General features: G+C 41.9%; 24 protein-coding genes. 11 read left to right on the plus strand and 13 right to left on the minus strand.

Going from position 1 to position 24911, the window contains the following annotated elements:
- Positions 1-73 precede the first annotated feature (73 nt).
- Together NLF92_RS08755 and NLF92_RS08760 are read left to right on the plus strand one after the other, a co-directional pair.
- A complete protein-coding gene (locus tag NLF92_RS08755) occupies positions 74-2524 on the plus strand; it encodes a M1 family aminopeptidase (protein WP_254100921.1) in 2451 nt (816 codons plus the stop codon).
- A complete protein-coding gene (locus tag NLF92_RS08760; RefSeq protein WP_254100923.1) occupies positions 2525-3070 on the plus strand; it encodes a DUF6702 family protein in 546 nt (181 codons plus the stop codon).
- A gap of 124 nt (positions 3071-3194) precedes the next feature.
- Here the strand turns inward: NLF92_RS08760 and NLF92_RS08765 are convergent, their stop codons facing one another.
- Complete coding sequence (locus NLF92_RS08765; protein WP_254100925.1) at positions 3195-3500, minus strand: DUF6482 family protein; 306 nt, start codon at positions 3498-3500, stop codon at positions 3195-3197.
- Positions 3501-3653: 153 nt separating this feature from the next.
- On the opposite strand from NLF92_RS08765, the gene NLF92_RS08770 reads away from it, so the two are divergent.
- The 5 genes from NLF92_RS08770 to NLF92_RS08790 all read left to right on the plus strand — a co-directional run bounded on the left by NLF92_RS08770 (position 3654) and on the right by NLF92_RS08790 (position 8100).
- The gene (locus NLF92_RS08770) at positions 3654-4550 is read left to right on the plus strand and encodes a DUF3014 domain-containing protein (RefSeq protein ID WP_254100927.1); all 897 of its coding nucleotides are present in this window, start codon (positions 3654-3656) and stop codon (positions 4548-4550) included.
- Entirely contained in the window at positions 4540-5079 is a 540-nt protein-coding gene (locus NLF92_RS08775; protein ID WP_254100929.1) for a DUF1285 domain-containing protein, read from the plus strand. The genes NLF92_RS08770 and NLF92_RS08775 overlap by 11 nt, the downstream gene beginning before the upstream one ends.
- Before the next feature lie 74 nt (positions 5080-5153).
- Entirely contained in the window at positions 5154-6449 is a 1296-nt protein-coding gene (locus NLF92_RS08780; RefSeq protein WP_254100931.1) for a metal-dependent hydrolase family protein, read from the plus strand.
- 35 nt (positions 6450-6484) lie between these two features.
- The gene (locus tag NLF92_RS08785) at positions 6485-7066 is read left to right on the plus strand and encodes a YqaA family protein (protein ID WP_254100932.1); all 582 of its coding nucleotides are present in this window, start codon (positions 6485-6487) and stop codon (positions 7064-7066) included.
- A gap of 260 nt (positions 7067-7326) precedes the next feature.
- The gene (locus tag NLF92_RS08790; protein ID WP_432420219.1) at positions 7327-8100 is read left to right on the plus strand and encodes a class I SAM-dependent methyltransferase; all 774 of its coding nucleotides are present in this window, start codon (positions 7327-7329) and stop codon (positions 8098-8100) included.
- Positions 8101-8125: 25 nt separating this feature from the next.
- On the opposite strand, the gene NLF92_RS08795 is transcribed toward NLF92_RS08790, so the two are convergent.
- Positions 8126-10522 (minus strand): ATP-binding protein, encoded by a 2397-nt coding sequence (locus NLF92_RS08795; protein ID WP_254100934.1) that lies wholly within the window; start codon positions 10520-10522, stop codon positions 8126-8128.
- A 178-nt stretch (positions 10523-10700) separates the two neighbouring features.
- Complete coding sequence (gene rep, locus NLF92_RS08800; protein ID WP_254100936.1) at positions 10701-12713, minus strand: DNA helicase Rep; 2013 nt, start codon at positions 12711-12713, stop codon at positions 10701-10703.
- Between the two features lie 95 nt (positions 12714-12808).
- On the opposite strand from rep, the gene ubiK reads away from it, so the two are divergent.
- On the plus strand, positions 12809-13063 hold the full coding sequence (ubiK, locus tag NLF92_RS08805) for a ubiquinone biosynthesis accessory factor UbiK (protein ID WP_254100938.1): 255 nt from the start codon (positions 12809-12811) through the stop codon (positions 13061-13063).
- Here ubiK and ubiA read toward each other — a convergent pair.
- Positions 13034-13882: a 4-hydroxybenzoate octaprenyltransferase gene (gene ubiA / locus NLF92_RS08810; RefSeq protein WP_254100940.1), complete on the minus strand. Its 849-nt coding sequence runs from the start codon at positions 13880-13882 to the stop codon at positions 13034-13036. The genes ubiK and ubiA overlap by 30 nt on opposite strands.
- Before the next feature lie 3 nt (positions 13883-13885).
- A complete protein-coding gene (locus NLF92_RS08815) occupies positions 13886-14470 on the minus strand; it encodes a chorismate--pyruvate lyase family protein (protein ID WP_254100943.1) in 585 nt (194 codons plus the stop codon).
- A 92-nt stretch (positions 14471-14562) separates the two neighbouring features.
- Here NLF92_RS08815 and NLF92_RS08820 point away from each other — a divergent pair, with 92 nt between their 5' ends.
- Positions 14563-14946, plus strand: a complete 384-nt coding sequence (locus tag NLF92_RS08820) for a flagellar basal body-associated FliL family protein (RefSeq protein ID WP_254100945.1) — start codon at positions 14563-14565, stop codon at positions 14944-14946.
- A gap of 1 nt (position 14947) precedes the next feature.
- On the opposite strand, the gene glpG is transcribed toward NLF92_RS08820, so the two are convergent.
- From glpG to NLF92_RS08850, 6 genes are all read right to left on the minus strand, one after another.
- Positions 14948-15835 carry a rhomboid family intramembrane serine protease GlpG gene (gene glpG, locus NLF92_RS08825; RefSeq protein WP_254100947.1) on the minus strand — a complete coding sequence of 296 codons (888 nt, stop codon included), beginning with the start codon at positions 15833-15835 and terminating at the stop codon, positions 14948-14950.
- A gap of 6 nt (positions 15836-15841) precedes the next feature.
- The gene (gene glpE / locus NLF92_RS08830; RefSeq protein ID WP_254100949.1) at positions 15842-16168 is read right to left on the minus strand and encodes a thiosulfate sulfurtransferase GlpE; all 327 of its coding nucleotides are present in this window, start codon (positions 16166-16168) and stop codon (positions 15842-15844) included.
- Position 16169: 1 nt separating this feature from the next.
- Complete coding sequence (gene tdh, locus NLF92_RS08835) at positions 16170-17198, minus strand: L-threonine 3-dehydrogenase (protein WP_254100988.1); 1029 nt, start codon at positions 17196-17198, stop codon at positions 16170-16172.
- 11 nt (positions 17199-17209) lie between these two features.
- The gene (gene kbl, locus NLF92_RS08840; protein ID WP_254100951.1) at positions 17210-18400 is read right to left on the minus strand and encodes a glycine C-acetyltransferase; all 1191 of its coding nucleotides are present in this window, start codon (positions 18398-18400) and stop codon (positions 17210-17212) included.
- Between the two features lie 66 nt (positions 18401-18466).
- Positions 18467-20971: a putative bifunctional diguanylate cyclase/phosphodiesterase gene (locus tag NLF92_RS08845; protein ID WP_254100953.1), complete on the minus strand. Its 2505-nt coding sequence runs from the start codon at positions 20969-20971 to the stop codon at positions 18467-18469.
- Between the two features lie 154 nt (positions 20972-21125).
- A complete protein-coding gene (locus NLF92_RS08850) occupies positions 21126-22184 on the minus strand; it encodes a glycosyltransferase family 9 protein (RefSeq protein WP_254100955.1) in 1059 nt (352 codons plus the stop codon).
- A 187-nt stretch (positions 22185-22371) separates the two neighbouring features.
- On the opposite strand from NLF92_RS08850, the gene NLF92_RS08855 reads away from it, so the two are divergent.
- Both NLF92_RS08855 and coaD read left to right on the plus strand, forming a co-directional pair.
- Entirely contained in the window at positions 22372-23130 is a 759-nt protein-coding gene (locus NLF92_RS08855) for a 3-deoxy-D-manno-octulosonic acid kinase (RefSeq protein WP_254100957.1), read from the plus strand.
- A gap of 52 nt (positions 23131-23182) precedes the next feature.
- Complete coding sequence (coaD, locus tag NLF92_RS08860; RefSeq protein WP_254100959.1) at positions 23183-23671, plus strand: pantetheine-phosphate adenylyltransferase; 489 nt, start codon at positions 23183-23185, stop codon at positions 23669-23671.
- A gap of 54 nt (positions 23672-23725) precedes the next feature.
- Here the strand turns inward: coaD and mutM are convergent, their stop codons facing one another.
- Positions 23726-24538 (minus strand): bifunctional DNA-formamidopyrimidine glycosylase/DNA-(apurinic or apyrimidinic site) lyase, encoded by an 813-nt coding sequence (gene mutM, locus NLF92_RS08865; protein WP_254100961.1) that lies wholly within the window; start codon positions 24536-24538, stop codon positions 23726-23728.
- 208 nt (positions 24539-24746) lie between these two features.
- Positions 24747-24902, minus strand: coding sequence for a 50S ribosomal protein L33 (gene rpmG, locus NLF92_RS08870; RefSeq protein ID WP_254100963.1), 156 nt, complete (start codon positions 24900-24902; stop codon positions 24747-24749).
- Between the last annotated feature and the right edge of the window lie 9 nt (positions 24903-24911).

Here is a 24911-nt window from a genome sequence, read left to right on the forward strand (position 1 = left end):
CTTTTTTTCATTTAATGTGAATTAGAGTATAATACGCACCAATAATTATAATACCTAACTCAAGGATACTTCTATGCGTAATATCTACGCCTTACTTTGTGCATCGTGCTTACTTTTCGCGACTGCAGCCAGTGCCGATGCAATCCGTCAAACAAAAGGCGATTTCGAAGATAAATTCCGTCAACTCGACGAAGTTTTACCAACTCCTAATGTCTATCGTAACGCAGCTGGCGAACCAGGCCACCAATATTGGCAACAACGTGTCGATTACACCATTGCTGCGCGTTTGTTAGAAGAACAACGCCGCATCGAAGCGACTCAAGATATTACGTATTACAACAACTCCCCAGATACTCTGAAGTATTTATGGGTCCAACTCGATCAAAACAAATTCAAAGACGATTCGCTGTCGGCGCTGACTACAACATTTGGCGGTATTGGTAATCGTGGACCAGGTTCAGCAGGTGCAACAGATACCCAACCAGCACAAATTTCACTTGGCGCTCTGCGTCGACAACATTTTGTTGAAGATACCAAACTAGGTTATGACATCAGTCGTGTCGTCGATGGTCTAGGTAATAAACTTGACTATGTCATTGTCGGGACTCTAATGCGTGTTGACCTCACACAACCGCTGAAATCAGGAGATCGGGTTCGCTTTACCATTGATTTTGCATTCAACATTGTGGAAGAAGACGCCGTTTCAGCTCGTGCGGGTTATGAACACTTCCCAGATGATGCGCGAGAAGGCGGTAACGATATTTTCTTGTTGGCTCAGTGGTTTCCTCGTTTAGCTGCTTATACCGATTACGAAGCATGGACTAACAAAGAGTTCATAGGTCGTGGAGAGTTTACGCTAGAGTTTGGTGACTATGATGTCTCACTGACAGTACCAGCTGACCATATTGTATCTTCAACAGGTGTATTACAAAACCCAGAAGATGTGCTAACCGAAGAACAGCAACGTCGCTTGGATAAAGCGAAAAATGCTGATCGTATCGTTTTTGTGGTGACAGAAGAAGAAGCATTAGAAAACGAAAAAGAAGGGACCAGCGAGAGTAAAACTTGGCGCTTCAAAGCACAAAATGTACGTGATTTTGCATGGGCAAGTTCACGTAAGTTCATGTGGGATGCGCGTGGCTACCAACAAGGCGGCGACGAAATGCCACTCGTTATGGCGATGTCATTCTATCCTAAAGAAGGTGGAGAGCTGTGGCAGAAGTATTCAACTGAATCGATCATCCACACCATGGATGTTTATTCACGTTTCTCTTTTGATTATCCTTACCCTGTGGCCCAATCAGTGAACGGTCCAGTCGGTGGCATGGAATACCCGATGATTACCTTCAACGGTCCGCGTACTGAATTACAAGACGATGGTTCTCGTACCTATTCACAAGCTGAAAAACGTTTTTTAATCGGTGTGGTTATCCATGAAATTGGGCATATCTACTTCCCGATGATCGTGAACTCTGACGAGCGTCAATGGACTTGGATGGATGAAGGCTTAAATAGTTTCTTGGATGGTGTCGCTGGTCGTGAGTGGGATCCGACTATTCCATGGGGTGTTGAACCTCGTGATATCACCGATTATATGAAATCTGATGTGCAAGTTCCCATCATGACACAATCCGATAGCGTGTTACGCTTGGGTCCAAATGCCTATACCAAACCAGCTGCAGCGCTGAATATTTTACGCGAAACTATTTTGGGTCGTGAATTATTTGATTTTGCGTTCAAAGAATTTGCTAATCGTTGGAAATTCAAACGTCCGACACCTTCAGATTTTTTCCGCACCATGGAAGAAGCATCTGGGGTTGATTTGGATTGGTTCTGGCGTGGTTGGTTCTACTCTACAGACCATGTTGATATCAGTATAGATCGCGTTTATAAATTGCGTTTGGATACTGAAGATCCTGACATCGATTTTGCTCGAGAGCGCCAAGTAGAAGCAGATAAACCACTTTCTTTAACCGATGAGCGCAATCAGGCTGAAGGAACAACCTTATGGGTAGACCGGTTCCCAGATATTACTGATTTTTATGACGAAAATGACCGCTTTACCGTTACTAACAAAGAGCGCAACGCATATAAAAAATTCTTAGATGGTTTAAAACCTTGGGAACGTAAAGCGTTAGAGCGCGCAGTGGCCGAAGACAAGAATTACTACGTCATGGATTTCTCAAACCTAGGTGGATTGGTCATGCCGATTATTATCGAAATGACCTACACCGACGGTACCAGTGAGATGATGCGAATTCCTGCTGAGATTTGGCGTCGTACGCCAAAAGCAGTTTCCAAACTAATCGTCACTGATAAGGATAAAGAACTAGCCTCTGTTACTGTTGATCCACGTTGGGAAACGGCTGATGTAGATGTAGAAAACAACCATTATCCACGTCGGATTATTCCTTCGCGTATCGAGTCTTACAAGTCTAAGAAACGTTCGGGTAAAGTCTACCGTGACATCATGCAAGACATTAAAACTGAACTGAAAACTGATAATGAAGAGGCTGAGCAATAAATGCTTTTTAATCAGCTAGTTAAAAACGGTGGGGATACTCACCGTTCAACTATTTTAGGTAGTGCGTTTATCGCAGTGCTACTGTCACTACTATTTTCTTTGCCTGCGCTTGCCCACCAGCAAAAAGAAGGTTTAACGACCGTTCTGTTTAATCCCAGAACAGGCAATATTGAAATTATGCATCGTATCTACATGCACGATGCGGAACATGCTGTAAAAGAGCTCTTCTCCAAAAAGGCCGATATTCTAAAAGATCCTGACACGCAACGACTATTTGCAGAATACGTTGCGAAAAATTTCGGTTTATACAATGAACTGGACCACCCATTTCAGCTAAAAAAAGTAGGACATGAAGTGGAAGGTCGGTTTTTTTGGATCTATCAAGAGACAGAGAAACCAGCTGAGATAGGCACGATTAAAGTGCGTCATGATGTCTTGCGAGACTTGTGGCCGAGCCAAAACAACCTGATCAATTTCGAAGGGAAAGGCAAAATCAAGTCATTGAATTTTTCAGATAATATCTCGTTGTTAGAAGTCCATTTCTAATCCGCACCACAACAAATAGGCGACTGTGGCGATCTATTTTGCGCGCATACATGAGTTCTTGAATAGCGAGTCGTTGAATGACGAGTCATAGCATGGCGCTTGAGTGCTGTACCAGCTCACCATGCTAATAAGGCTGCTCCATGGAAAAAGGCATCGCCATTGCATCAGACTGTTTGGGTGGATTACCAATCATTTCATCATAGGGTGAATCATGCACCATCACTGATTTTTCGACCGTAAACTCAGTGAACATGTCGCGAATGTGCTGAGAGCTGTGAAAACGCATAATACTATCTTTCTTGTCATAAACAAAACCCGATTCATTATTTATCGTTATCTTGACTAAATATACATTTACTTCAAAAGACTGTACCTCTAGGTAAGAGATAACGTCTGAATCTTTTTGTAACAAATGGTATGGATATTTCATTCTAGAGTCCTTATTTTATATATAGTTATACCGTACAATGTGAGCTTTAGATCGCACTGAAATGAATGAAAAGGTGAGCAATACGCAAAAATAGATTGAACTCACAGTCTAAATAATTGCCTATATCTTGCCTCTTATCTATAAAGGAATAGCATGACAGACCAAAGTAACGGTTCCAGTAAAGCCCCCATTCTTATTGTAGTAGTTGTATTAGCAGCGATTTTAGCTGTCGTTTTTTTGTGGCCAAAATCAGAGACAGACGTCCAGCCTGTAGCTAGCGTGTTGCCAACGGATGTAGTTGCTGAGCCGGTCCTAGAACCTGCCGAACCTGTTGTAGAGGAAGAATTATTTACGGAAGACACCTTTACAGTCGCCGAGCTACCGCCGGCTGTCGAAGTGACTAACAGTGAACTGGAAACCCCTGAATTTATCGAGCCGGTACAGGTAGAAGAACCGAGTCCAGAACCTTTAGATGTGTCTGATTTAGCAGTTAAACAAAGTATTTTAGCTATCACCCAAATGCCTGTCTTGAGTACTATTCTGATCAACGAAGGGATCTTAGATAAAGTTGTCGCAACGGTTTTAAATACCGCTGAGAATAAAATATCTGCGAATACTTCACTCGCTACGGCTCCATCTGAAGCTTTTTCAGTATTTAAACAGGCCGGTCGTTTATATATCGAACCGTCTGCTTTTACGCGTTATAACGTCTATGCCCAAACCTTTGCGGAGGTGGAGACCGACAATCTTATTGCACTCCTAGACCAATACGAACCAGAGTTAGTGAATAAGTTTACGGAAATCGCACCGCCGGGGATGACGTTTCACGATGCGGTTCTAGCAGCGATCAATGTACTCTTGGATACACCTATCATAAAACTGCCTGTTGAAGTCTCCACAAACAGAGCTATGTATGAATTCACTAACCCGCAATTAGAAGCACTGAGTCCACCACAAAAACAATTGTTGAGAATGGGACCTTATAATGTGCGCATCGTTAAACGCAAATTACGGGAACTCAGAGAAGCTTTAGCCGATCGTGCTCAGTAATTTACAAAAGCAACTGCAAGATCAGTTACCAGGGCTGGATAAAACCTACCCTCCAGTTGAAGAGTGGAACCCTGAGTATTGTGGTGAAATCCCACTGAGTATTAATGATAAAGGGGAATGGTTTTATGCAGGTTCGCCATTTACTCGTCCCCAATTAGTGAATCTGTTTGCCAGCGTGCTAAAGAAAGAACAAGATGACTATTATCTCGTTACACCCGTCGAAAAAGTCAAAATAGCGGTAGCAGACGTCCCTTTTATTATTACCCAATGGGACCGTGACCCACATACACGACAAATTATCTGTACCACAGCAACCGCGGATACTTTTTATTTAGATGCGCAACATACCTGTGAGTTGCGTCTTGATCCAAAACAAAACCAATACTTACCTTATATCAATATACGCCGTAACTTATGGGCGAAACTGCATCAAAATGTCTTTTATCAATGGATTGATGAGGCCCAAGAATCTGCTGGCAACGTCATCTTATATTCTGGAGACTACGCGGTTAGTTTAGGTCAGATTTAATTTTTGCCTTTGCTCCATATTTCACTTAAAGTAAAGCTCATTAATCAAATCCACAATTCTAATAAGTGATTAACATGAAAACCCGTATTTTATTGAGTACCCTAGCTACCTCTGTACTGTGCAGTCATACTGTTTTTGCTGATACCTACATCCATGCAGGTAAACTGATTACTGCCGAAGACACTTCAGTTCTCACACAGCAAACCATTATTATTGAAGATAATAAGATCATCGCTATCAAAGCAGGGTTTATTAAAGGGGATGCTAACGATACACACATCGATTTATCTGACCATACTGTTATGCCTGGTCTTATGGATATGCATACACACCTTTCGTTCCAACATGGTGGTCCATCGACGTATATGCAAAGATTTACATGGAATGAAGCTGACTATGCCCTTACAGCAGCAAATTATGCTGAAAAAACACTGATGGCAGGTTTTACAACAGTACGTAATCTTGGTGACGCCTACAATGAAACGGTTGCTTTGAGAAATGCGATTAATCTTGGTAAACATGTTGGTCCACGTATTTATACCACCGCAAAATCAATTGCTACGACGGGTGGACATGCCGATCCAACGAACGGTATGAGCAAACGTCTAATGGGGGATCCAAGTGCACAACAAGGTGTTGTGAATGGTGTTGCTGAAGCTCGCAAAGCAGTCCGCCAGCGCTATAAAGACGGCGCAGATCTGATCAAAATCACAGCGACTGGAGGTGTACTGTCAGTGGCTAAATCCGGACAGAACCCACAATTTATGAGCGATGAATTGGAAGCCATTGTACAAACAGCGAATGACTATGGTATGACCGTTGCTGTTCACGCTCATGGCAAAGAAGGTATGATCCGTGCGATCAAAGCGGGTGTGGATTCTATTGAACATGGTACCTACATGGACCAAGAAGTCATGGACCTGATGAAAGAGTATGGTACATACTATGTCCCCACGATCATTGCCGGTAATTTTGTTGCCGAAAAAGCGAAGATCGATGGCTATTTCCCAGCGATTGTTCGGCCAAAGGCAGCGGCTATTGGTCCTTTGATTAAAAATACATTTAGCAAAGCTTATCAAGCCGGTGTCAAGATTGCTTTTGGGACCGACTCTGGCGTATCAGCACACGGTGACAACGGGGCAGAATTTAAGCATATGGTCGAAGCCGGAATGCCTGCCATTGAAACGATTTTAAGTGCTACCAAACATACCGCTAACCTGCTCAATATTAGTGATATTTTAGGTTCTATCACACCGGGTAAACACGCTGATATTATTGCTGTTGCCGGTGATCCACTCAATGATATAAAAGTCATGCAAGATGTAACTTTTGTGATGAAAGATGGTGTTGTCTACAAACATAAAAATTAAGATAGGCCGTCACCTTGACCGTGTAAGGAACACACTTGTTTAAAATTCTAGGCGATAAACTACAACACTGGGTACATTCTAAATATTTGTTACCCGGTGTGACCTTCGCTTCTTTTCTCGAATCGACCATCGTCCCTATTCCTATCGAAACGTTACTGATCCCTTTATCACAATTACGCAGAGATAAAGTCTGGCAAATTGCCACAGTAGCGACGCTAGGTTGTATTCTTGGTGCTCTGCTCGCTTATATGATCGGCTTTTGGGTGTTTGATATATTTGAGGATGACATTATCAATGCCTTTGGTGATCCGGAAATTTTTACTGACATCCAACAACGCATGGCACAAGAAGGTTTTTGGTTTATTGTATTAGCCGGCATACTCCCTATACCACTCCAATTAGCTATGGTTGCAGCAGGTGTAAGTGCTTACCCCATTGGTTGGTTTATCTTGGCTATTGCCCTATCAAGGATCTTGCGTTACTTCGGTATCGCATGGTTAGTTTTACTTTTTGGTAACCAAGCCGAAAACGTTTTACGCAAATACAAATGGAAAGCTATTCTCTTGGTTTCTTTAGTCATTTGTCTGATTTGGGGATTACAGGTTTTTTTAAACTAGCCTTAGTTTTTTTAAAAAAATGGATATTACAATCTCGAGTGCTTATAAATTTATCTACTTGTTAGGAGGCTGCATTGGAGGTTAGCTATTCGCTGTTTTGAACTTCACAGTTCTTAAATTCATGAGACTTGGATTCACGGAACTGAGATTCATGGCTCGACAATTGATTGCTCTAAGATGCATGGTTCTTAGCGTAAGTGTTCTGAATTGAATTAACCACCGTATACATAACATAATTTATATAAATGGAAGGAAACGACATGAAATTAAAATCTTCACTTATAATAGCCGCTGCTTTATCTTGCAGTGTATTCAGTATGCCAACGTTCGCGCACGAGCACGGTACACATAGCCTAGCGGACTCCATAAAAGCCGCGATGCAAGCTGAAGGCAGACCGGATGCCGACGTAAAACGTGATCGTAATCGCAAACCTGTACAGACCCTTGAGTTTTTTGGTTTACAACCTGACATGAAAGTCGTAGAGCTGATCCCAGGTGGTGGTTGGTATACGCGGATCCTAGCCCCCGTATTAGCTGAGAAAGGAGAATACTACGGAGCTATTGGTACTTCACGCATCGAAAGAAATTTGGTCGGCCAACCAGGTTTTGAAAATATCCAAATCACCGCTAAGGATGCACGCCTATCACGTCCTGACGGTGCCAAATTTTATGCACTGGAAATGGATAACTTAGGTGTTACTGATGCTGATATGGTGTTGACGTTCCGCAACTATCACAACTTTGATGATGCAGGTCGTACCAAGATGAACGAAGCGGCGTTTACCGCTCTGAAATCAGGTGGCATCTATGCGGTTGTTGATCATACTGCACGCCATATGGAACCTTACACAAATAGCAATCGCCGTCGTTTTGATCCTGTCAAAGCGATTAAAGAAATCCAAGCTGCTGGCTTTGAATTTGTTGATTATTCTGACCTGCATTATCGCGAAGACGATGAGTTAGAATATGAAGTAGGTGCGCGTAGTGTGAGTGGAAACACTGATCGGTTTACTTTGAAGTTTAGAAAACCATAAAGCCGAAAAACTGAATTAGGCATCATTATATTGGACGAGTTATTTGCTGTAGCTTGTCCAATAATGTCTGTGAGTTTGTTGGTTTAGCCAAGTAACAATCCATCCCTGCTTTTAAACATTCCTCTTTGTCTCCTTTTATCGCATTTGCTGTTAATCCAATAATAGGCACATGTATGTTTTTGATTTTTTCTAACTCTCGGATCTTCCTAGTAGCCGACAAGCCGTCCATATTCGGCATCATTACATCCATAATAATCGCATCAAACGTAAAGTTTTGATAAGCCTCAAGAGCTTCAAAACCATCATTCACCACCAACATTTTATGCTCACCTAAACTTAATTGCTCTTGGATAACTATTTGATTAATTTCATTGTCTTCTGCAACTAAAATACTGAGTTTACGCTCAGCCGAATCAGTGTCAGAAGCAGTGCTAACTGTCATGTGCTCAACTGTACTGAGCACACCTTCTACTCCACCCTGCTCACCAGAGGAATAATTCATCGGTTTACGAGAGTCATGCGTTATGACCATATCACTTGCTGTAGCGGCATTGATAGTCTCAGAGGCATCCTTAGTCTTATTAGTATTCGGTATATTTCCAATCACTTTGGGTAAGTAGACGGTGAACGTAGACCCAACCCCTTGCATACTTTCTGCGGTGATTTCACCTTCCAATAATTTAGATATTTCGAAGGCGATACTCAGGCCGAGTCCTGCACCTTGGATCTTGGCCTTATTGACTATATCGTCACGCTCAAACGGCATAAATAATTTATCCATTTGTGCTTTTGAGATACCTATTCCAGTATCTTCTACGGTGAAAACAATACGCTGCTCCTCTTGTGATAACGTAATTTCTACAATTCCTTGCTGAGTATATTTCACCGCATTACTAATGATATTCATGAAAATCTGTTTGGTGCGAAACGGATCTGAATAAATCCATATATCAGATTGAATCTGATCCGCTTTCAAGATGATTTGTTTTTCTTTGATATTGATAGCGAAGCCATCAATAATTTCATGTAATAAAACACCTACATCAAAATGTTTAGGGTCAATATGCAAAACCCCTTTTTCAACTAATGATAAGTCCAAGATGTCATTTAATAAATTTAATAGTGACACCGAAGAACGCTCAATTAAGGTGAGGTATTCTTTTTCTGAATCGCCAAGATCCTTTTGTTTCATAATATCCAAAACACCTATGATCCCATTCATTGGAGTGCGTATTTCATGACTCATATTGGCTAAAAATTGGGACTTAGCGATGTTCGCTGCCTCTACCGCAGCACTTTTACTCCGCAGTACACGGCCGTAATATAGCTGTAGCAAGATAATCATGATGGCGGCTACGAGTAAAATAACAAACAGCATCATAATTTCTATATGCGCATCCCAAAAACTAGGTTGGGGATTCACTACGAGGGCTGATGCAGGGAAATGAGTTAAATCTAAATCAGCTAAAAATGGCGATGCTTCATTCAGTACATAGGTAAAATGCGTTTCGAAAAGCGGGGCTGATTTTGTGAGTTCGGCATCCCACAACATTTGTTTGGTAATATTAGAGCCAAATTTATACGTATCAAATGCATAACTCACGGGCGCGGTATAATCAGAAACGAAACGCCACATGCTAAAGGTGGGAATATGCAGCTCTGGCGCTATCGCAAAGACCATCTCAAAAGGTTGAATGGGACGCCCCATGCCATTGTTTAGTGCTCCATTATAAATCACAATATCATCTGGGTGTGCGTTTTTCAGTATTTGTAATAACTCCATGTAGGTTCTATCGAGCAACCATTCTGTAGGAATATCAAACGCGGATAATGCTTCTCTTAATTTTGCATTTCTATTTAAGCCTGGTACCTTTTCAGAAGACGAAATTATCCATATTTTTGTTGGATCAGTCGTATCTATGAACATAGGGACCGACATTCCCATGTCGTGGTACTGATAGGATTTATTATAAAATGGGCCTTGCACAAAGGTGTTTTCTAACTTCGGATTATCCGTAAATTTGACTAAGTACTTTTTAGCTTCCGGAAACACCTCAGGGTGATTTTCTAATAAATTAATCGACATAAAGTTTTCGGCAATAACGAAATCTAAATCAACATTCTTATATTTGATGCTCAATGCTTTAGCATAGGCGTCAGAAAAACCAGGTGTCATCATCCCCGCTGCATTTGAGTTTTCGATCAAAACGTTGGGAATAAAACCGTATTGGGCAATCGTGTCTTCGATCGCTCTATAATAATCTCGATGCCAATCAGTTTGCTTATCAAAATGGAAGAACAGTAATACCGAAACAATTCGCTTATCGCTATTTTGTAAAGCATGCAAATTAAAGAGACGGTTGTGCTCAGACTGAATAATAGGAGACGGTACTGTTTGTGCTGCTGCGGGTGCACTCAGCACTACACATAAAAATAGTGCATATAACGCGACAAAAAAGTGATATTTCCCTTTTATAAAAAGATGGATATCTGAATAATTTTGGATAAAGCAAACCTAATAATGACAAATCTATTTAATTATAGATCCTTTTTTACATTTGGCTAAAAATGTGTCGATTCAAGCTTAAAGTATTAGGTGCTTATTTATTTAATAAATCTCTTAAATTCGCTATGCCTTTGGCACCTACCGCTTTTTTCTCTTCGGCGGTTTTCTTGGGCTTTTGGAACTCCCAAACGACATCATCAGTGGGTAACTCATATAAAAAACGGCTAGGCTCGGGCTGGATCACTTCACCGTATTGGCGACGTTCTCGCGCTACGCTAAACGTGAGTTCTCGTTGCGCCCGAGTGATCCCAACGTACGCCAAACGTCGTTCCTCGTCAACGTTGTCCTCATCAATACTGGTTTGATGCGGTAAAATACCTTCCTCCACACCTACCATATAGACATACGGGAACTCCAAGCCTTTTGATGCGTGCAACGTCATCAGTTGCACCTGATTACCATCACTGTCATCTTCACCACGTTCCATCATATCACGCAAGATAAGGCGGTTAACGACTTCCACCAGCGTCATCGGTGCATCAGTATCCGTACCTTTTAGCATGTCGGTGATCCACTTAAACAACGTTGATATATTGGCCATCGCCATTTCTGCCGCTTTGGGGGTCGCGCTTTGTTCATAAAGCCATTCTTCATAGCCAATAGATTTAATCATGTCTCTGACTACAGCAACAGTATCACCACGCACGGCATTGTCCGACAACTCTACGATCCACCGGCCAAAGTTTGCAACCGCATGATAGGCTTGACCACCTAACACTCCGCGCAAATCGTCATCGACGGTTGCAGCAAACATGTTGAAGCGTTTTTCGTTGGCAAAATTTCCGATTTTTTCCAGTGTTGCACGCCCAATACCACGTGATGGCGTGTTAATGATCCGCAATAGTGCGTTGTCATCATCTTGATTTACGAGCAGACGCAAGTACGCCATGATGTCTTTTATTTCGGTTCGCCCAAAAAAGGACATTCCGCCCGTAATTTTATAGGGGATCCGGTTCGACATAAGCAATTTTTCGAACACTCGAGATTGGTGATTCCCACGATATAAAATCGCATAGTCTTTGAATTGGGTATTATTCATGAACTTATGGGCAATGAGTTCTGCGACCACACGTTCTGCCTCGTGATCTTCATTTTTAGCCACGATCACTCGCAATGGTTCGCCATACGCTAGTTCAGAGAAAAGTGTTTTATCAAAAATATGCGGATTGTTTTGAATCAAGATATTAGCACTGTGGAGGATCCGTCGTGAAGAACGGTAGTTTTGCTCCAGCTTGATGACGCGTAACTGCGGAAAGTCTTCCTGTAGCAATTGCAAGTTTTTGGGCTGAGCGCCACGCCAAGAATAAATAGATTGATCGTCATCGCCTACCACAGTGAAACGACTGCGCTCACCGACTAACAACTTCACCAAATCATATTGTGACGTGTTGGTATCCTGATACTCATCGACCAATAAGTATTTAATCTGACGTTGAATTTTTTCCCGCACTGTTTGGTTACTTTTGAGTAACAATGTAGGGAGTAAAATCAAATCATCAAAATCGAGTGCGTTATAAGCTTTTAGATGGTCTTGGTAGCGTTGATAATATTCTGCGTAAGCTTTTTCGCCTGGGTTTGACGCTTTTTTTTGCAGCATTTCAGGCAAAACCAAATCGTTCTTCCAATTCGAGATGCAAGATTGCAACAGCTTTAATTGGTCCTTGTCACCATCAAACTCAACCTCAGTTAAATCCTTCAACAAAGACATTGTGTCTTTATCATCAAATAAAGAAAAGCCCGGTTTCAAACCTAATGCTTTCACATTACTTTTAATGATATTCAACCCAAGTGTATGAAAAGTAGAAACTTTTAAGCCCCGCGCTTCGACTTTATCCAGACTCTGTGTAACCCGCTCTTTCATTTCCCGAGCGGCTTTGTTGGTAAATGTAACGGCTGCAATATTCCGTGCAGGTACTCCACATTCTCGCACTAAATACGCTATTTTGGTTGTAATAACACGTGTTTTGCCACTTCCGGCACCAGCAAGGACGAGACAAGGGCCGGATATAAAATCGACAGCCTCTTGTTGAGCAGGATTCATTTTCATGAAAAGTATTTTACCTAAGTCCGCTAGGCTTGTCTTTGCAAATATCAACCATAAGTGACATTATATAGATAGAGTACCGAATAAGGATGATGAAGATGTTAGACCCACAAAAAATTGAACAATTTGCAAAACAAATTACCGACGCAATGCCAGAGGGCATCCGCACTATGGCGCAAGAAACCGAAGACAAAGTCAAACAAGTCATTCAAGCGCAACTTGCGCGTATGGACATTGTGACTAGGGAAGAGTTTGATGTGCAAAGCCAAGTATTACTGCGTACCCGAGAAAAACTCATTGCATTGGAAACACGACTCGATGCTTTAGAAAATCCCGAAAAAGAAGCCGAGTAAAACTGTTACCCCGACCCAATGATTGACTTTGAACGCTTTGAAACACTTTGCTTCATCGCGTTCCTTAATCAAGGATAAGTGCCAACAGAACTGTAGGCTAGCGCCTACTAATGCGACATAAAACCAAATATTTAAATATAACGTCATCCCCACCCAAGCAAGTAAACCTATTGTAGCTATCTGCAAGACGGCAACACCGAATACATCGTAACGCCCTAACACGACAGCTGTAGATTTTATCCCGACTTTGATATCATCCGCTCTATCTACCATGGCGTATTGGGTGTCGTATGCCACTGTCCATGCCAAGTTCGCAGCATATAACGCCCATATCCAGGTCGGTAAATGCTGATTTATCGCCATAAATGCCATTGGAATAGCCATACTAAATGCCGCCCCAAGGACAACTTGGGGGAATTGGGTGAAACGTTTCATAAAAGGGTACAACGTCGCTAAACCTAGCGCCACAAAAGACAAATACAGCGTCGCCGTGTTTAACTGTAAAACCAGTACTAACGCAATGACCAATAATCCAACAAACATACCCACCGCTTCTTTGGTAGAAACCAAGCCCGTTACCAATGGACGATTTTGGGTGCGATTGACATGGCCATCGACTTTACGATCGGCAATATCATTAATGATACAGCCGGCAGCACGCATCACGATAACCCCCGCAACGAAGATCAATGCAACATCTAATTCTGGGAGGCCCAATGAGGCCAAAACTAACGCCCATAAAGTAGGCCATAACAAGAGATATATGCCAATGGGTTTATCCATTCTTGAGAGGTACCAAAACCCTTTTAATAAACGCATTTTTTATACCTTGTGATATGCCGGACAGCCCGGTAAGAAAATTTCAGTGACCCATAAAACATGCGTTAAAAAATGAAACGCTGAGCGACGCCCCACCAAATCATGTGGACTTTGATAATATTTGGCAAATGGATGGGTCTGAGGTAGATAGACCAATTCAAAAGGTTGCCGAGAAAAACGTACGTCGTTGAATAATATTTTACCCAAAGGTTTTGTGCCAAGTGCAGAAAACTCATTCGCGCATAATGCTGCAGGTAACAGTGAACTGGCAAATACCCATGGTGTGGTCCCATGATTTAACTCAACATTGCGTATCTGCACAGACGCGTCAGCGGATCCTTCGCTGACAACATTGCGCGCCAGCGTATCAGAGCCTTGATATAAGACTTTGACAGAAAATGCATCGGTATACATTTGCAAGCGTTCGGTTAACGATTCAATATCCACGAGCCAGTGTGCCGTCTCTTGATCCACTGTGTATTCATGCATAAAATCATTCACCGATAACCAGGTAGCAGAAGCTAAGGCTTGTGCGAGCTGACAGCTGGTTTGAGTAGAATCTACATTATTTTGTGATGCACTAGACAAAATTGGCCTTTATTTTTTCCCTGCGACGACAACTGTAGATTTTACCCTATAAGCCGATACAGTTAAAAAGCTATTTTATTAATTGAGGCCGCATGCGTATTTTTCTTCTGTTTATCCTGCTATCCCTGCCAGCCATACCCAGCAAAGCTGAGAATATCGGTTATGTCAGTATGGAGCCAGAAATTGTCACTAACTATATTACCGAAAGTGCTAGTAAGATTGGTTTTGTGAGAATGTCGATTGATTTAATGACCGAGGATGTTGAGTTTATTCCTATGGTTGAATCACATCTTCCGTTGTTGCGTGCCACAGTTATTGAAATTCTAGGGCAACATCAAGCATATAAGGTGAAGTCCTTGACGGGTAGAGAAGAAATCCGTTTACAAATAAAAAAGGAATTAAACGCCTTGCTAGAGCTAGAAACAGGAGCTCCACGCATCAAAGAAGTGCTATTAACAAAGTACTTATACCAGTAGTTTAGCTTCGTTTCCCGGAGCTTTGATGCAGCACTAATGCAGCTAAACAACCAATAATCAGTCCAGAAAGATGTGCCTCATTCGCCATGCTCAAAAATAACACGTCGGCAAAACCGATAACCATCCAAATGAGCATGAACCCAATCATCGCTGGTTGTAATCCAATACCCCAGTTTGGTCGCATATAACCAATAATCCAAACAAAACCCAGTAAACCGTAAACGACACCAGACATCCCACCAAAATTAGGGCCAGTAGCAAGTAACTGCGTTATATTAGAACCTATTGCGGTAATGATAAAGAGCAGTAATAGCACCGTTTTACCCAATGATTTTTCAATCATACCACCTAAAATCCACCACCAAAGTAGATTGAATACAATATGCATACCAGAAAAATGTAGAAACGCAGGTGTTACTACACGCCACCACTCATGTGTAACTTGTAATTCATTTAATGGCGCAATAAAGAAATAAGAACCAACCCATAAGCTAATAGGGGGAAATAATGAGTACAGTACAAAAATCACTGCATTGAACAGCAAAATACTAGAAGTCACCCAATTGGCTTTTGCTTCTCTGGCAATATTCGTTTTAAAAAAGGGATGCTCAGTAAAACCTGATTTAGGCTTAGTCCTGAATCCAGATGACTGACTGGCAGGCTGGGCACTCCCCCAGCTCGCAGCTTGATATTTGGGGTGATTCGGGTTTTCTATAAATTCATCAACAATGGCTTGGGCCTTGGCAAGGTCACTCTCAGACTGAATCTCGACCCAATAAGCGTCATTTTCAGAATCTTGAGTGACAATACATTCAATGCGCTTTTGCAACAAATAGTCCATCAAAATATATGCGGGTTTTGCAGTTTGAAAACGAACCAGTTGATGCATGAAGTGTTACTCTCCTTGAGCGACCATTTCAGGATACATCGTTTGCCAATGCGTAAAACCACCATCCATAGAATAAACCGTTGTATAACCTTGTTCAGTGAAATATTGGGCGGCAGGTTGTGAAGAAATACCGTGATAACAGGTCACGATAAGAGGCATATCTTCATCATATTCCTGCAGGAAATCTTGCATGGAGCGATTGTGAAAGTGCAGCGAACCCGGGATATGTCCAGCACAAAAACTTGCCTCATCACGGATATCAACTACGACGGCAGTTTGTGTCTCTACCATCTTCTTCGTTTGTTCAACATCGATATGCTGAAATTGTGTCATGTTATGTGTCCCAATTAAGAATAATTTTACCTGACTCACCTGAATTCATTTTTGCAAATCCAGCAGCAAAGTCTGTGATTGGGAATTGGTGAGTGATGATGGGGGTAAGATCTAACCCGCTTTGCAGGAGACTGGCCATTTTGTACCATGTCTCAAACATCTCACGACCATAAATCCCTTTGATCGTTAATCCTTTAAAGATAACATCATTCCAGTTAACTGCAACATCATTTGGCGGAATACCGAGCATGGCAATCTTTCCACCATGGTTCATTTTAGCCAACATATCACGTAATGCTTGTGGTACCCCAGACATCTCTAAGCCGACATCAAATCCTTCGCTCATCCCTAATTCAGTCATCACTGTAGTCAAATCTGTTTGTGCCACATTAACGGCTCGAGTGACGCCCATTTTTTCCGCTAACGCCAGTCGGTACGGGTTGATATCAGTGATCACAACATGTCTTGCCCCAACATGTTTGGCAACTGCTGCTGCCATTATCCCAATGGGACCAGCTCCAGTAATTAATACATCCTCACCGACCAAGTCAAAAGATAACGCAGTATGAACCGCATTACCGAAGGGATCAAAAATGGCGGCAAGGTCATCACTAATGTTGTTGGGAATTTTAAATGCGTTAAACGCTGGTATCACCAAATATTCAGCAAACGCTCCAGCTCGGTTGACCCCAACCCCTTCGGTGTTACGACATAAATGACGTCGTCCTGCACGGCAGTTACGGCAATGACCACAGGTAATATGCCCTTCTCCAGAGACCCGGTCGCCGGTATTAAATCCACGCACTTCACTGCCCATATCGACCACTTCACCAACATATTCATGCCCGACGATCATAGGTACAGGAATGGTCTTTTGTGCCCAATCATCCCAATTAAAAATATGCATATCCGTGCCACAAATAGCGGTTTTTCGGATCTTTATCAGTAAGTCATTGTGCCCTACCTCAGGCAGAGGATTGTCCGTTAACCAAATACCTGGTTTGCGATGGAGCTTCGCTAAAGAACGCATTTGTGTACCCATTAAATCACTCCCAATTCACGACCAATATCGATAAAGGCATCCACTGCTTGATCCACATGCTCTAGGGTATGCGCTGCAGACATCTGGGTGCGGATCCGCGCTTGCCCTTGGGGGACAACCGGATAAGAAAAGCCCACTACATAAATACCTCGCTCGAGCATTTTATCTGCCATGACGGAAGCCAATTTAGCATCACCTAACATCACAGGGATTATCGCATGATCCTTACCGCTCAAAGTAAAACCAGCATCCGCCATACGTGTTCTAAAGTGCACGGCATTACGGTTCAGTTGGGCTCTGAGTGCGGCTCCCTCAGCCATCATCTCAAATACCTTGATTGAAGCAGCAACAATAGGAGGAGCGACAGAATTCGAAAATAAATACGGACGAGAACGTTGGCGCAACCAAGCGATCACTTCTTTTTTACCTGATGTGTATCCGCCTGAGGCACCGCCTAGGGCTTTGCCCAAAGTACCTGTTAAAATATCTACACGACCCAGCACATCACAATACTCATGCGAGCCCCGCCCGTTTGCTCCAACAAAACCAGTGGCATGACAATCATCTACCATGACCATAGCACCGTATTTTTCAGCTAAATCACAAATACCTTTCAGATTGGCAATGACGCCATCCATTGAAAAAACGCCATCTGTGGCAATTAATTTGTGGCGAGCACCATCCGCATCCGCTTTTTGTAATTGTTCCTCTAAAGCTGCCATATCATTGGACGCATAACGATAGCGCTTGGCTTTGGATAACCTTACCCCATCAATAATACTTGCGTGATTTAACGCATCAGAAATAATCGCATCTTCGGGATCTAAAATCGTCTCGAATAAGCCTCCGTTAGCATCGAAGCACGATGGGTAGAGTATGGTATCTTCCATCATTAAAAAGTCTGATATTTGCGCTTCGAGGTGCTTGTGGATGTCCTGGGTGCCACAGATAAAGCGCACAGAAGCAACCCCAAAACCATGAGAATCTAAACCGGCTTTCGCGGCAGTAATGAGATCAGGGTGATTTGCCAGACCAAGATAGTTGTTGGCACAGAAGTTAATGACCTCACCTTGTGGAACCACAACATCGGCACTTTGCTGCGAACTAATAATGCGCTCTTGCTTGAATAAACCTTGGGCACGAATATCGTCAAGTTGTTGTTGGATATGTTGAATAAAAGCCTGAGTCATAATCTGTCTCAATTGTTTTAAATTTGTAAACAGTTTAAAACAGACCGTTTAATCGGTACAGTTATCTCAGTTGAAAAATTTTATCTCTCTGGATAACTTAAACTCATGGATCCAGATATTATTCAGGATAATCTTATCTAACATTGAAGCAAGTTGATGCTCTGGGATCGGCTTAGAAATGTAGAAACCCTGAGCAATATCACACCCCATATCACGTAATGTGGCGAGTTGCTCAACTTGCTCAATCCCCTCTGCCACTATTTGCATATTCATGTTATGCACCATATCGATGGTTGACTTCACAATTTGCCGGTCGGCTGGGTTTTCTGTGATCCCCATAATAAACGTCCGATCAATCTTAATTTTATTCACCGGCATACTGCGTAAATAATTTAAAGATGAATACCCAGTTCCAAAATCGTCAATCGAGAGTTGCACGCCTAACTCTCTAATATCTTTCATAATCTTGGTGGCCACTTTAATATCAGAAGCCAGGGTCGTTTCCGTTAATTCAAACTCAACACGCTGTGGGTCTACCCCGTAATGGACCAACATCCTTTTGATAAACCCACATAACTTCGGATCTAAAAACTGTGATGCTGATAAATTTATCGCTAAAAACTGTTCGGTATATCCCATATTATCCAAAGCTTTGATCACCTTCATACTCCGCTCAATAACATAATAATCGAGCTGAATCATGAATGAAGACTTTTCTAATACCGGAATGAATTCATCCGGAGAAATTAACCCTTTGACCGGGTGACGCCACCTTAATAATGCTTCAAAACCAATCACATGGTTATTTTTAATATCAATCAAAGGCTGTAACGCCAAATAAAAGTTATCATTTTCTAGCGCAAGTCGCGCTTCTGACTCTAACTCAATTTTATCAACGACAATTCGATTTAATTCCGCATCATAAATTTGTAAAGAGTTTCCTTTAACGACTTTTGCCCGATACATTGCCGTGTCCGCTTGACGTAACAGTTCTTCGCTGGTCATACTGGAACTACTACACAAAGTCAGACCTAAACTACCTGAAACATGGAACTGTATATTATCGATATGAATTGGTTCAGCAAAACAAGACAGCACTTTTTCTCCAAATACCCGAAGTGCGTCTAAATCTAGGATATCGTCGGCAACCATGACAAACTCATCTCCGCCAAAGCGACAAACGATATCTTCAGAACGCAACATTGCCTGAAGTCGATTAGCCACTTTTTGCAAGAGCTGGTCACCGATTGAGTGGCCATGTCCATCATTAATTTTTTTAAAATCATCAACATCCAACAGCATTACTGCAAAATGAGTGTTATGGCGTTTCTGTTTTCTGATTAAATGATTTAAATGCTCTGTCAGCATATTGCGGTTTGGCAAATTAGTTAACTCGTCGTACAACGCCATTTGTTGTAATTTAACGCGCTCTAAATCGATCTTTTCTTGCATCGAGTGTAATTCATCCACTAATTTGTTCGCAGCTTCATCTAACTGATCAATTTCATCGACGAATGCCACTTCATATTCGCGTTTATTTTTTTTAAATGTTTTGTAATCTATTTTATTCAGCAGGGGGATCCGTTCTGCTAAATCTTGCAAACGTCGCTTGTATGGGATGGTCAAAAAATAAAAGATGGAGGTTGATAAAATAAAGAGTACCAAAGCAGTGTAAATAATGTTGTGGTTAAACTTTAAAACATTGAGATAATATTCAGAAATATCCATAGTGATTAGTAAGTATTTCTGTCCTGTTACTGGTGGAGATGTGGCTGGTATTTCCGCCGCCAAGGCGTTTACAATAGGCAGCATAATTAAGTAGTAATATTGCCCCTCTTGTTCTTTCACTATCCCTATATCAAAAATCGCATCTTGTGCGAATTTAGAATTTAATTGTCCTAGTAATGCTTGGTGTAAAAGGTCTGTTGCGGAATAAACAGAAGGTAGCGATTCAGCCTGCCATCTTTGCTCCAAAGAAAAATCCACCGTCCCAATCGCCGCTTGCAATGAATGGCTTTTCTGCAATAAATCCACCGCATGGTGCAGTGGCGTGATGATAAACAAAGTAAACATTTTACTATCAATCGTAATGGCAAAGTCGGTATGTACATTACAAGTTAGCGTGCATTGAATATGATTAACTGCAGCTGGATTGCTAGGTAATATGATGCTCGAAGAAGTGGGTACCTCTATCATCGCTGTCACCTCGTTCGGACTACCTGTATGGATAAACTCTGGTGATATCACGAGATTTTGTGTCGCGTTATCCAGCAGCCAATAATCGGTTACAGCACCTTGATTAAAAAGGCGTAGCAAAGTGTTTGATAAATCGTCAACCGTCATGTTTTCAATATGGGTAAGCTCAGTTATCAAGGTTTTGAGCTGTTCATTTTGTTCTTGCACGTACAGATTAAATTCCTGAGCAAACACAGCTGCTTTATCCTGTTTAAAATGCGATAAATTACTCTCTGTTGTGCTCACAATTAAAAACGTCAGGACAGTAAAAGCTAGCGCTAAAAGGATAATTAACGTCAGAAATATTTTTTGTCCAACACTTATAAATTTTCTCATGAAAACAAGACAATCCAGGTAAGATTTAGAGGTATGTATAGAGTTATACAGTTTTTTAACGGTTTCTCTGAAAGAGAAAAATCACACGTAATGTCAGTATAGACTAGTTATGAGATGTTGTAGGGATTGTTGTCAGGAGCAAGCCAGACAAGGTTTACACAAATTCAGACAATGATTTTTCTACGTCCGCCACTGTGATCTGTGCCATCCATTCTGCTCCTTTTGCACGCAATCCAAAACTGAGCTGTTCCCAAGGTTTATTGTATTCCTTCATAATTGCTTTTGGATAAACACTGACGACATTATTCAATGATAAATAAGGTCCTGTGCGCAATGGATTACTATGTGCATACAAGCCAACAACAGGCGTTTTTACAGTCGTTGCCATGTGTGCAGGCCCCGTATCAGGCGCAATGACACAGCGCGCCTGACGCAATACAACTAACATTTGCTTTAACGTAGTTTGCCCGACTAAATCCAACGCTATGGGGGCATTTAAATCATGTAAAGCCGCTTGCATTGTCTTATCTAAGGGGCCTGGGCCTCCACATAATACGGTTGGCACGCCTTTTTTATGTAGGTTGCTAATCACTTCCGTGTAACCCTCTGGTGTCCAGTTACGCATTGCTTTTGAGGCAGTTGGTGCAACGACAACATATTTGCCTAAATGCGCTATTTTCTCCTGCACCCACATCTCATCACTTGGCTCAATAGGCATATCCCAACTCAGCGGGGCTGGCGGCACACCCAAAGCATCTGCAAATTGCATAAAACCCTCAAGCACATGAGCATTCCCAATGGCCTGGATGCGCTCATTGATAAACAAAGAGTGTCCCTCTTTGCTTCTTGACCAATCAAAACCAATCCGACGCTTTGCTTTGATCACCGAGCTGAGCCAATTAGCGCGTAATGCGATTTGCATTACCAACAACGCATCAAATTCTTCTTGTGCTAGATCTCGTTTTAACTGCGCGCGGGCATTTTTGGATTTTTTATCACAAACCACAAAGCGCACGCCAGCTAACCCTTTTACTAATTGGTATTCGATCTTACCAATGACCCAAGTAATTTGGGTTTGCGGCCACATATGACGGATCCGCGTTACCATGGCAACAGCATGACAAACATCGCCAATTGCAGACAAGCGCATCAAACAAATTTTTTTGAGGGGTGCTACGGGAGTGATGTCGGGTAGTGTTGCATTGTGATGCATGAAGGTCAGTTTACCGTGTCTATTAGATTTTATAAGGCTGCAGCATACTGCAAACATTTTATCTGTGGTGGACAAGATTGGCGCGAAAAATATCCACACATAATGTGTATTATTCCATTGGCTTTATCCTTGGATTAATTCACAATATATATAATACATAATCTTTTGGCTCTTGGGTAAAAATTGTATGGCATTACTCTTGCCACAAAATTGGGAAATCACACACGATATTGCCCAGAACGCACATCTTATTGAAAATATCAGTGCAACTACCAGCTTGGACGCTGAGTTTTTTACGCCGGGCTTTTGGCACGCACACGGGCAGATTGTGCATACTGCCCATGGTCGTGGGACTACCTATTTTGTGCAACAGCAAGAAGAAGTGTGGGTTTTACGTGAATATCTTCGCGGTGGTCTTATTGCGCGATTCATTCAACGCCATTTTTATTTTACATCGCTCACTGCTACCCGGGTCTATCAAGAAATCGCACTATTGCTAAAACTGCAGCAAGACGGTGTCAACGTGCCTACGCCGGTTGGCGGCTATGTGCAAAAACAGGGTTTATGGTACACCAACAAAATCCTCTTGGCGGCCATTCCAGGTGCCAGAGAAATTCACGCTTTGTGTCGCACTGACCAACTCACAGAAACAATCTGCCAGCGCATTGGCCGAGAAATAGCCAAAATGCATAATGCCGGTGTTTTTCATCATGACTTAAATATTCAAAACATCCTCATAGATGCCCAAGAACAGATATGGTTAATTGATTTTGATAAATGCTTTGCGGCTAAACAGCTGACCCAGGCCCAATGCCAATCGAATATTGCTCGTTTACACCGCTCGATTGAAAAAAAACGAAAACAACATACTCACTATGTGTTTACTGCAGCGCATTGGCAAGCATTGTTAGATGCCTATGCAGACACTTTGCTTGTTGCATCTTGAGGCGTAGTTAGCTAATGTGCTTTTCATTTGAACTCATTTGTGTGGAAATAGCATGAAAACAAGAGCGATTTATCCTGGTACTTTCGATCCAATTACGAACGGCCATGCTGATTTGATTGAGCGTGGTGCTGATATGTTTGAACATGTCATAGTCGGTATCGCATCAAACCCATCGAAAAAGCCCTTGTTTTCCCTAGCTGAGCGCGTGGCAATGATTTCTGAAATCACTCAAGACTTACCGAATGTGGAAGTGATGGGGTTTACCGGTTTATTAGCGGACTTCGCCCAACAACAAAATGCAACGGTATTGATTCGAGGGTTACGTGCAGTATCTGACTTTGAATATGAATTTCAGTTAGCCAACATGAATCGTCGTTTAAACCCTTTATTGGAAAGTGTTTTTTTGACACCTGCTGAGGAAAATTCCTTTATCTCATCGACCCTAGTGAAAGAAGTCGCTTTACACCACGGCAACGTAGATGAGTTTGTCCATCCTGTGGTCAAAGCCGCGCTTGCCTCTCGCTTGCATGGCACTAAATAAGCATTCAAAAAGCAAAATAAATACCTATCTCCAAACAGTGCAAAAGCCTGTAATTTAGGTTTGGCACTGCTTGCAATAAAAAGTGTTACGCTGGCCCAACATAAAAGATGTAATTTCCGTATTACAGTTCCAACAAGGCTCACCAGCGCGGCCATATACGTTGAGATGTAAGCGGAAATATCCAGGGTTACCATCGACATTAGAAAAATCTTTCAAAGTGGTCCCACCTTGCTCAATAGCCGCAGCTAAGACAATTTTGATGTTTTGAGTTAATAACTTATACCGTTTCAAACTGATATTGCCAGCCTTGCGTTTGGGGTGAATACCCGACATAAATAACGCTTCATTCGCATAAATATTACCCACTCCAACCACATTCGCATTGTCCATAATAAACTGCTTTACTGTACATGTACGCCCTTGAGCACGAGTGTGCAAATGCGTATCAACAAAATCATCGGTCAACGGTTCAGGACCTAAATTAGAAAGCAATACATGCGGTTGAGCATCTGCTGGTTGCCACAAACAAGCACCAAATTTACGGGCATCGTTGAAACGCAAACATTGCCCGTTACCTAAAATGATATCTAAATGGTCATGTTTTTTTAGAGGCGTGGTATGCGCAAAGACGCGCAAAAAACCCGTCATCCCCAAATGCAAAATAATACTGCCCGAAGTGGTGTTGATGAATATATATTTTGCTCGTCGAGTCACAGATCTAATGACTTCACCTTTGGTTTGTAAAATATCCTCAGGTACTAACCAGCGCAACTTAGGGGTACGGATAATGATGTTTTGGATAGTTTGCCCAGTTAAGAAAGGTTCTATCCCTTGGCGGCTAACTTCTACTTCAGGTAATTCTGGCATTATTTATAGTCACCTTTGTCAGGACTGAAATTGCGTTCGAATACACGTAACATGTAGTACGTTAGTCATGAAATAAAGCACACTTTAAAATCTATGGACAATGATCGTACTGCACATCAACGGTAACTTTATCACGCTCTGGCACAAATTTCAGACACAAAAAACCCGGTAATAACCGGGCATTTGTTGGAGACAAAACCAAAAGGTCTTATTTGATTTTTGCTTCCTTGAACATAACGTGCTTACGGATTTTAGGATCAAACTTTTTGATCTCCATTTTTCCAGGCATGTTACGCTTGTTTTTATCAGTGGTGTAGTAGAAACCAGTGCCAGCTGAAGATACTAATTTAATTTTATCACGCATGATGAGGGT

Origin of the sequence: Opacimonas viscosa (genome assembly GCF_024199005.1) — a bacterium.
Classification (GTDB): domain Bacteria; phylum Pseudomonadota; class Gammaproteobacteria; order Enterobacterales; family Alteromonadaceae; genus Opacimonas; species Opacimonas viscosa.

What these genes read in the sequence shown, in the direction of transcription:
- NLF92_RS08755 (WP_254100921.1), top strand. Translation starts at nt 74, where the DNA reads ATGCGTAATATCTACGCCTTACTTTGTGCATCGTGCTTACTTTTCGCG.
- rep (WP_254100936.1), bottom strand. Translation starts at nt 12,713, where the DNA reads ATGAAAATGAATCCTGCTCAACAAGAGGCTGTCGATTTTATATCCGGC.
- NLF92_RS08845 (WP_254100953.1), bottom strand. Translation starts at nt 20,971, where the DNA reads ATGAGAAAATTTATAAGTGTTGGACAAAAAATATTTCTGACGTTAATT.
- ubiA (WP_254100940.1), bottom strand. Translation starts at nt 13,882, where the DNA reads ATGCGTTTATTAAAAGGGTTTTGGTACCTCTCAAGAATGGATAAACCC.
- NLF92_RS08790 (WP_432420219.1), top strand. Translation starts at nt 7,327, where the DNA reads ATGAAATTAAAATCTTCACTTATAATAGCCGCTGCTTTATCTTGCAGT.
- NLF92_RS08760 (WP_254100923.1), top strand. Translation starts at nt 2,525, where the DNA reads ATGCTTTTTAATCAGCTAGTTAAAAACGGTGGGGATACTCACCGTTCA.
- kbl (WP_254100951.1), bottom strand. Translation starts at nt 18,400, where the DNA reads ATGACTCAGGCTTTTATTCAACATATCCAACAACAACTTGACGATATT.
- NLF92_RS08770 (WP_254100927.1), top strand. Translation starts at nt 3,654, where the DNA reads ATGACAGACCAAAGTAACGGTTCCAGTAAAGCCCCCATTCTTATTGTA.
- NLF92_RS08780 (WP_254100931.1), top strand. Translation starts at nt 5,154, where the DNA reads ATGAAAACCCGTATTTTATTGAGTACCCTAGCTACCTCTGTACTGTGC.
- glpE (WP_254100949.1), bottom strand. Translation starts at nt 16,168, where the DNA reads ATGACACAATTTCAGCATATCGATGTTGAACAAACGAAGAAGATGGTA.
- glpG (WP_254100947.1), bottom strand. Translation starts at nt 15,835, where the DNA reads ATGCATCAACTGGTTCGTTTTCAAACTGCAAAACCCGCATATATTTTG.
- NLF92_RS08765 (WP_254100925.1), bottom strand. Translation starts at nt 3,500, where the DNA reads ATGAAATATCCATACCATTTGTTACAAAAAGATTCAGACGTTATCTCT.
- mutM (WP_254100961.1), bottom strand. Translation starts at nt 24,538, where the DNA reads ATGCCAGAATTACCTGAAGTAGAAGTTAGCCGCCAAGGGATAGAACCT.
- NLF92_RS08855 (WP_254100957.1), top strand. Translation starts at nt 22,372, where the DNA reads ATGGCATTACTCTTGCCACAAAATTGGGAAATCACACACGATATTGCC.
- NLF92_RS08850 (WP_254100955.1), bottom strand. Translation starts at nt 22,184, where the DNA reads ATGCATCACAATGCAACACTACCCGACATCACTCCCGTAGCACCCCTC.
- coaD (WP_254100959.1), top strand. Translation starts at nt 23,183, where the DNA reads ATGAAAACAAGAGCGATTTATCCTGGTACTTTCGATCCAATTACGAAC.
- tdh (WP_254100988.1), bottom strand. Translation starts at nt 17,198, where the DNA reads ATGCGTTCTTTAGCGAAGCTCCATCGCAAACCAGGTATTTGGTTAACG.
- rpmG (WP_254100963.1), bottom strand. Translation starts at nt 24,902, where the DNA reads ATGCGTGATAAAATTAAATTAGTATCTTCAGCTGGCACTGGTTTCTAC.
- ubiK (WP_254100938.1), top strand. Translation starts at nt 12,809, where the DNA reads ATGTTAGACCCACAAAAAATTGAACAATTTGCAAAACAAATTACCGAC.
- NLF92_RS08820 (WP_254100945.1), top strand. Translation starts at nt 14,563, where the DNA reads ATGCGTATTTTTCTTCTGTTTATCCTGCTATCCCTGCCAGCCATACCC.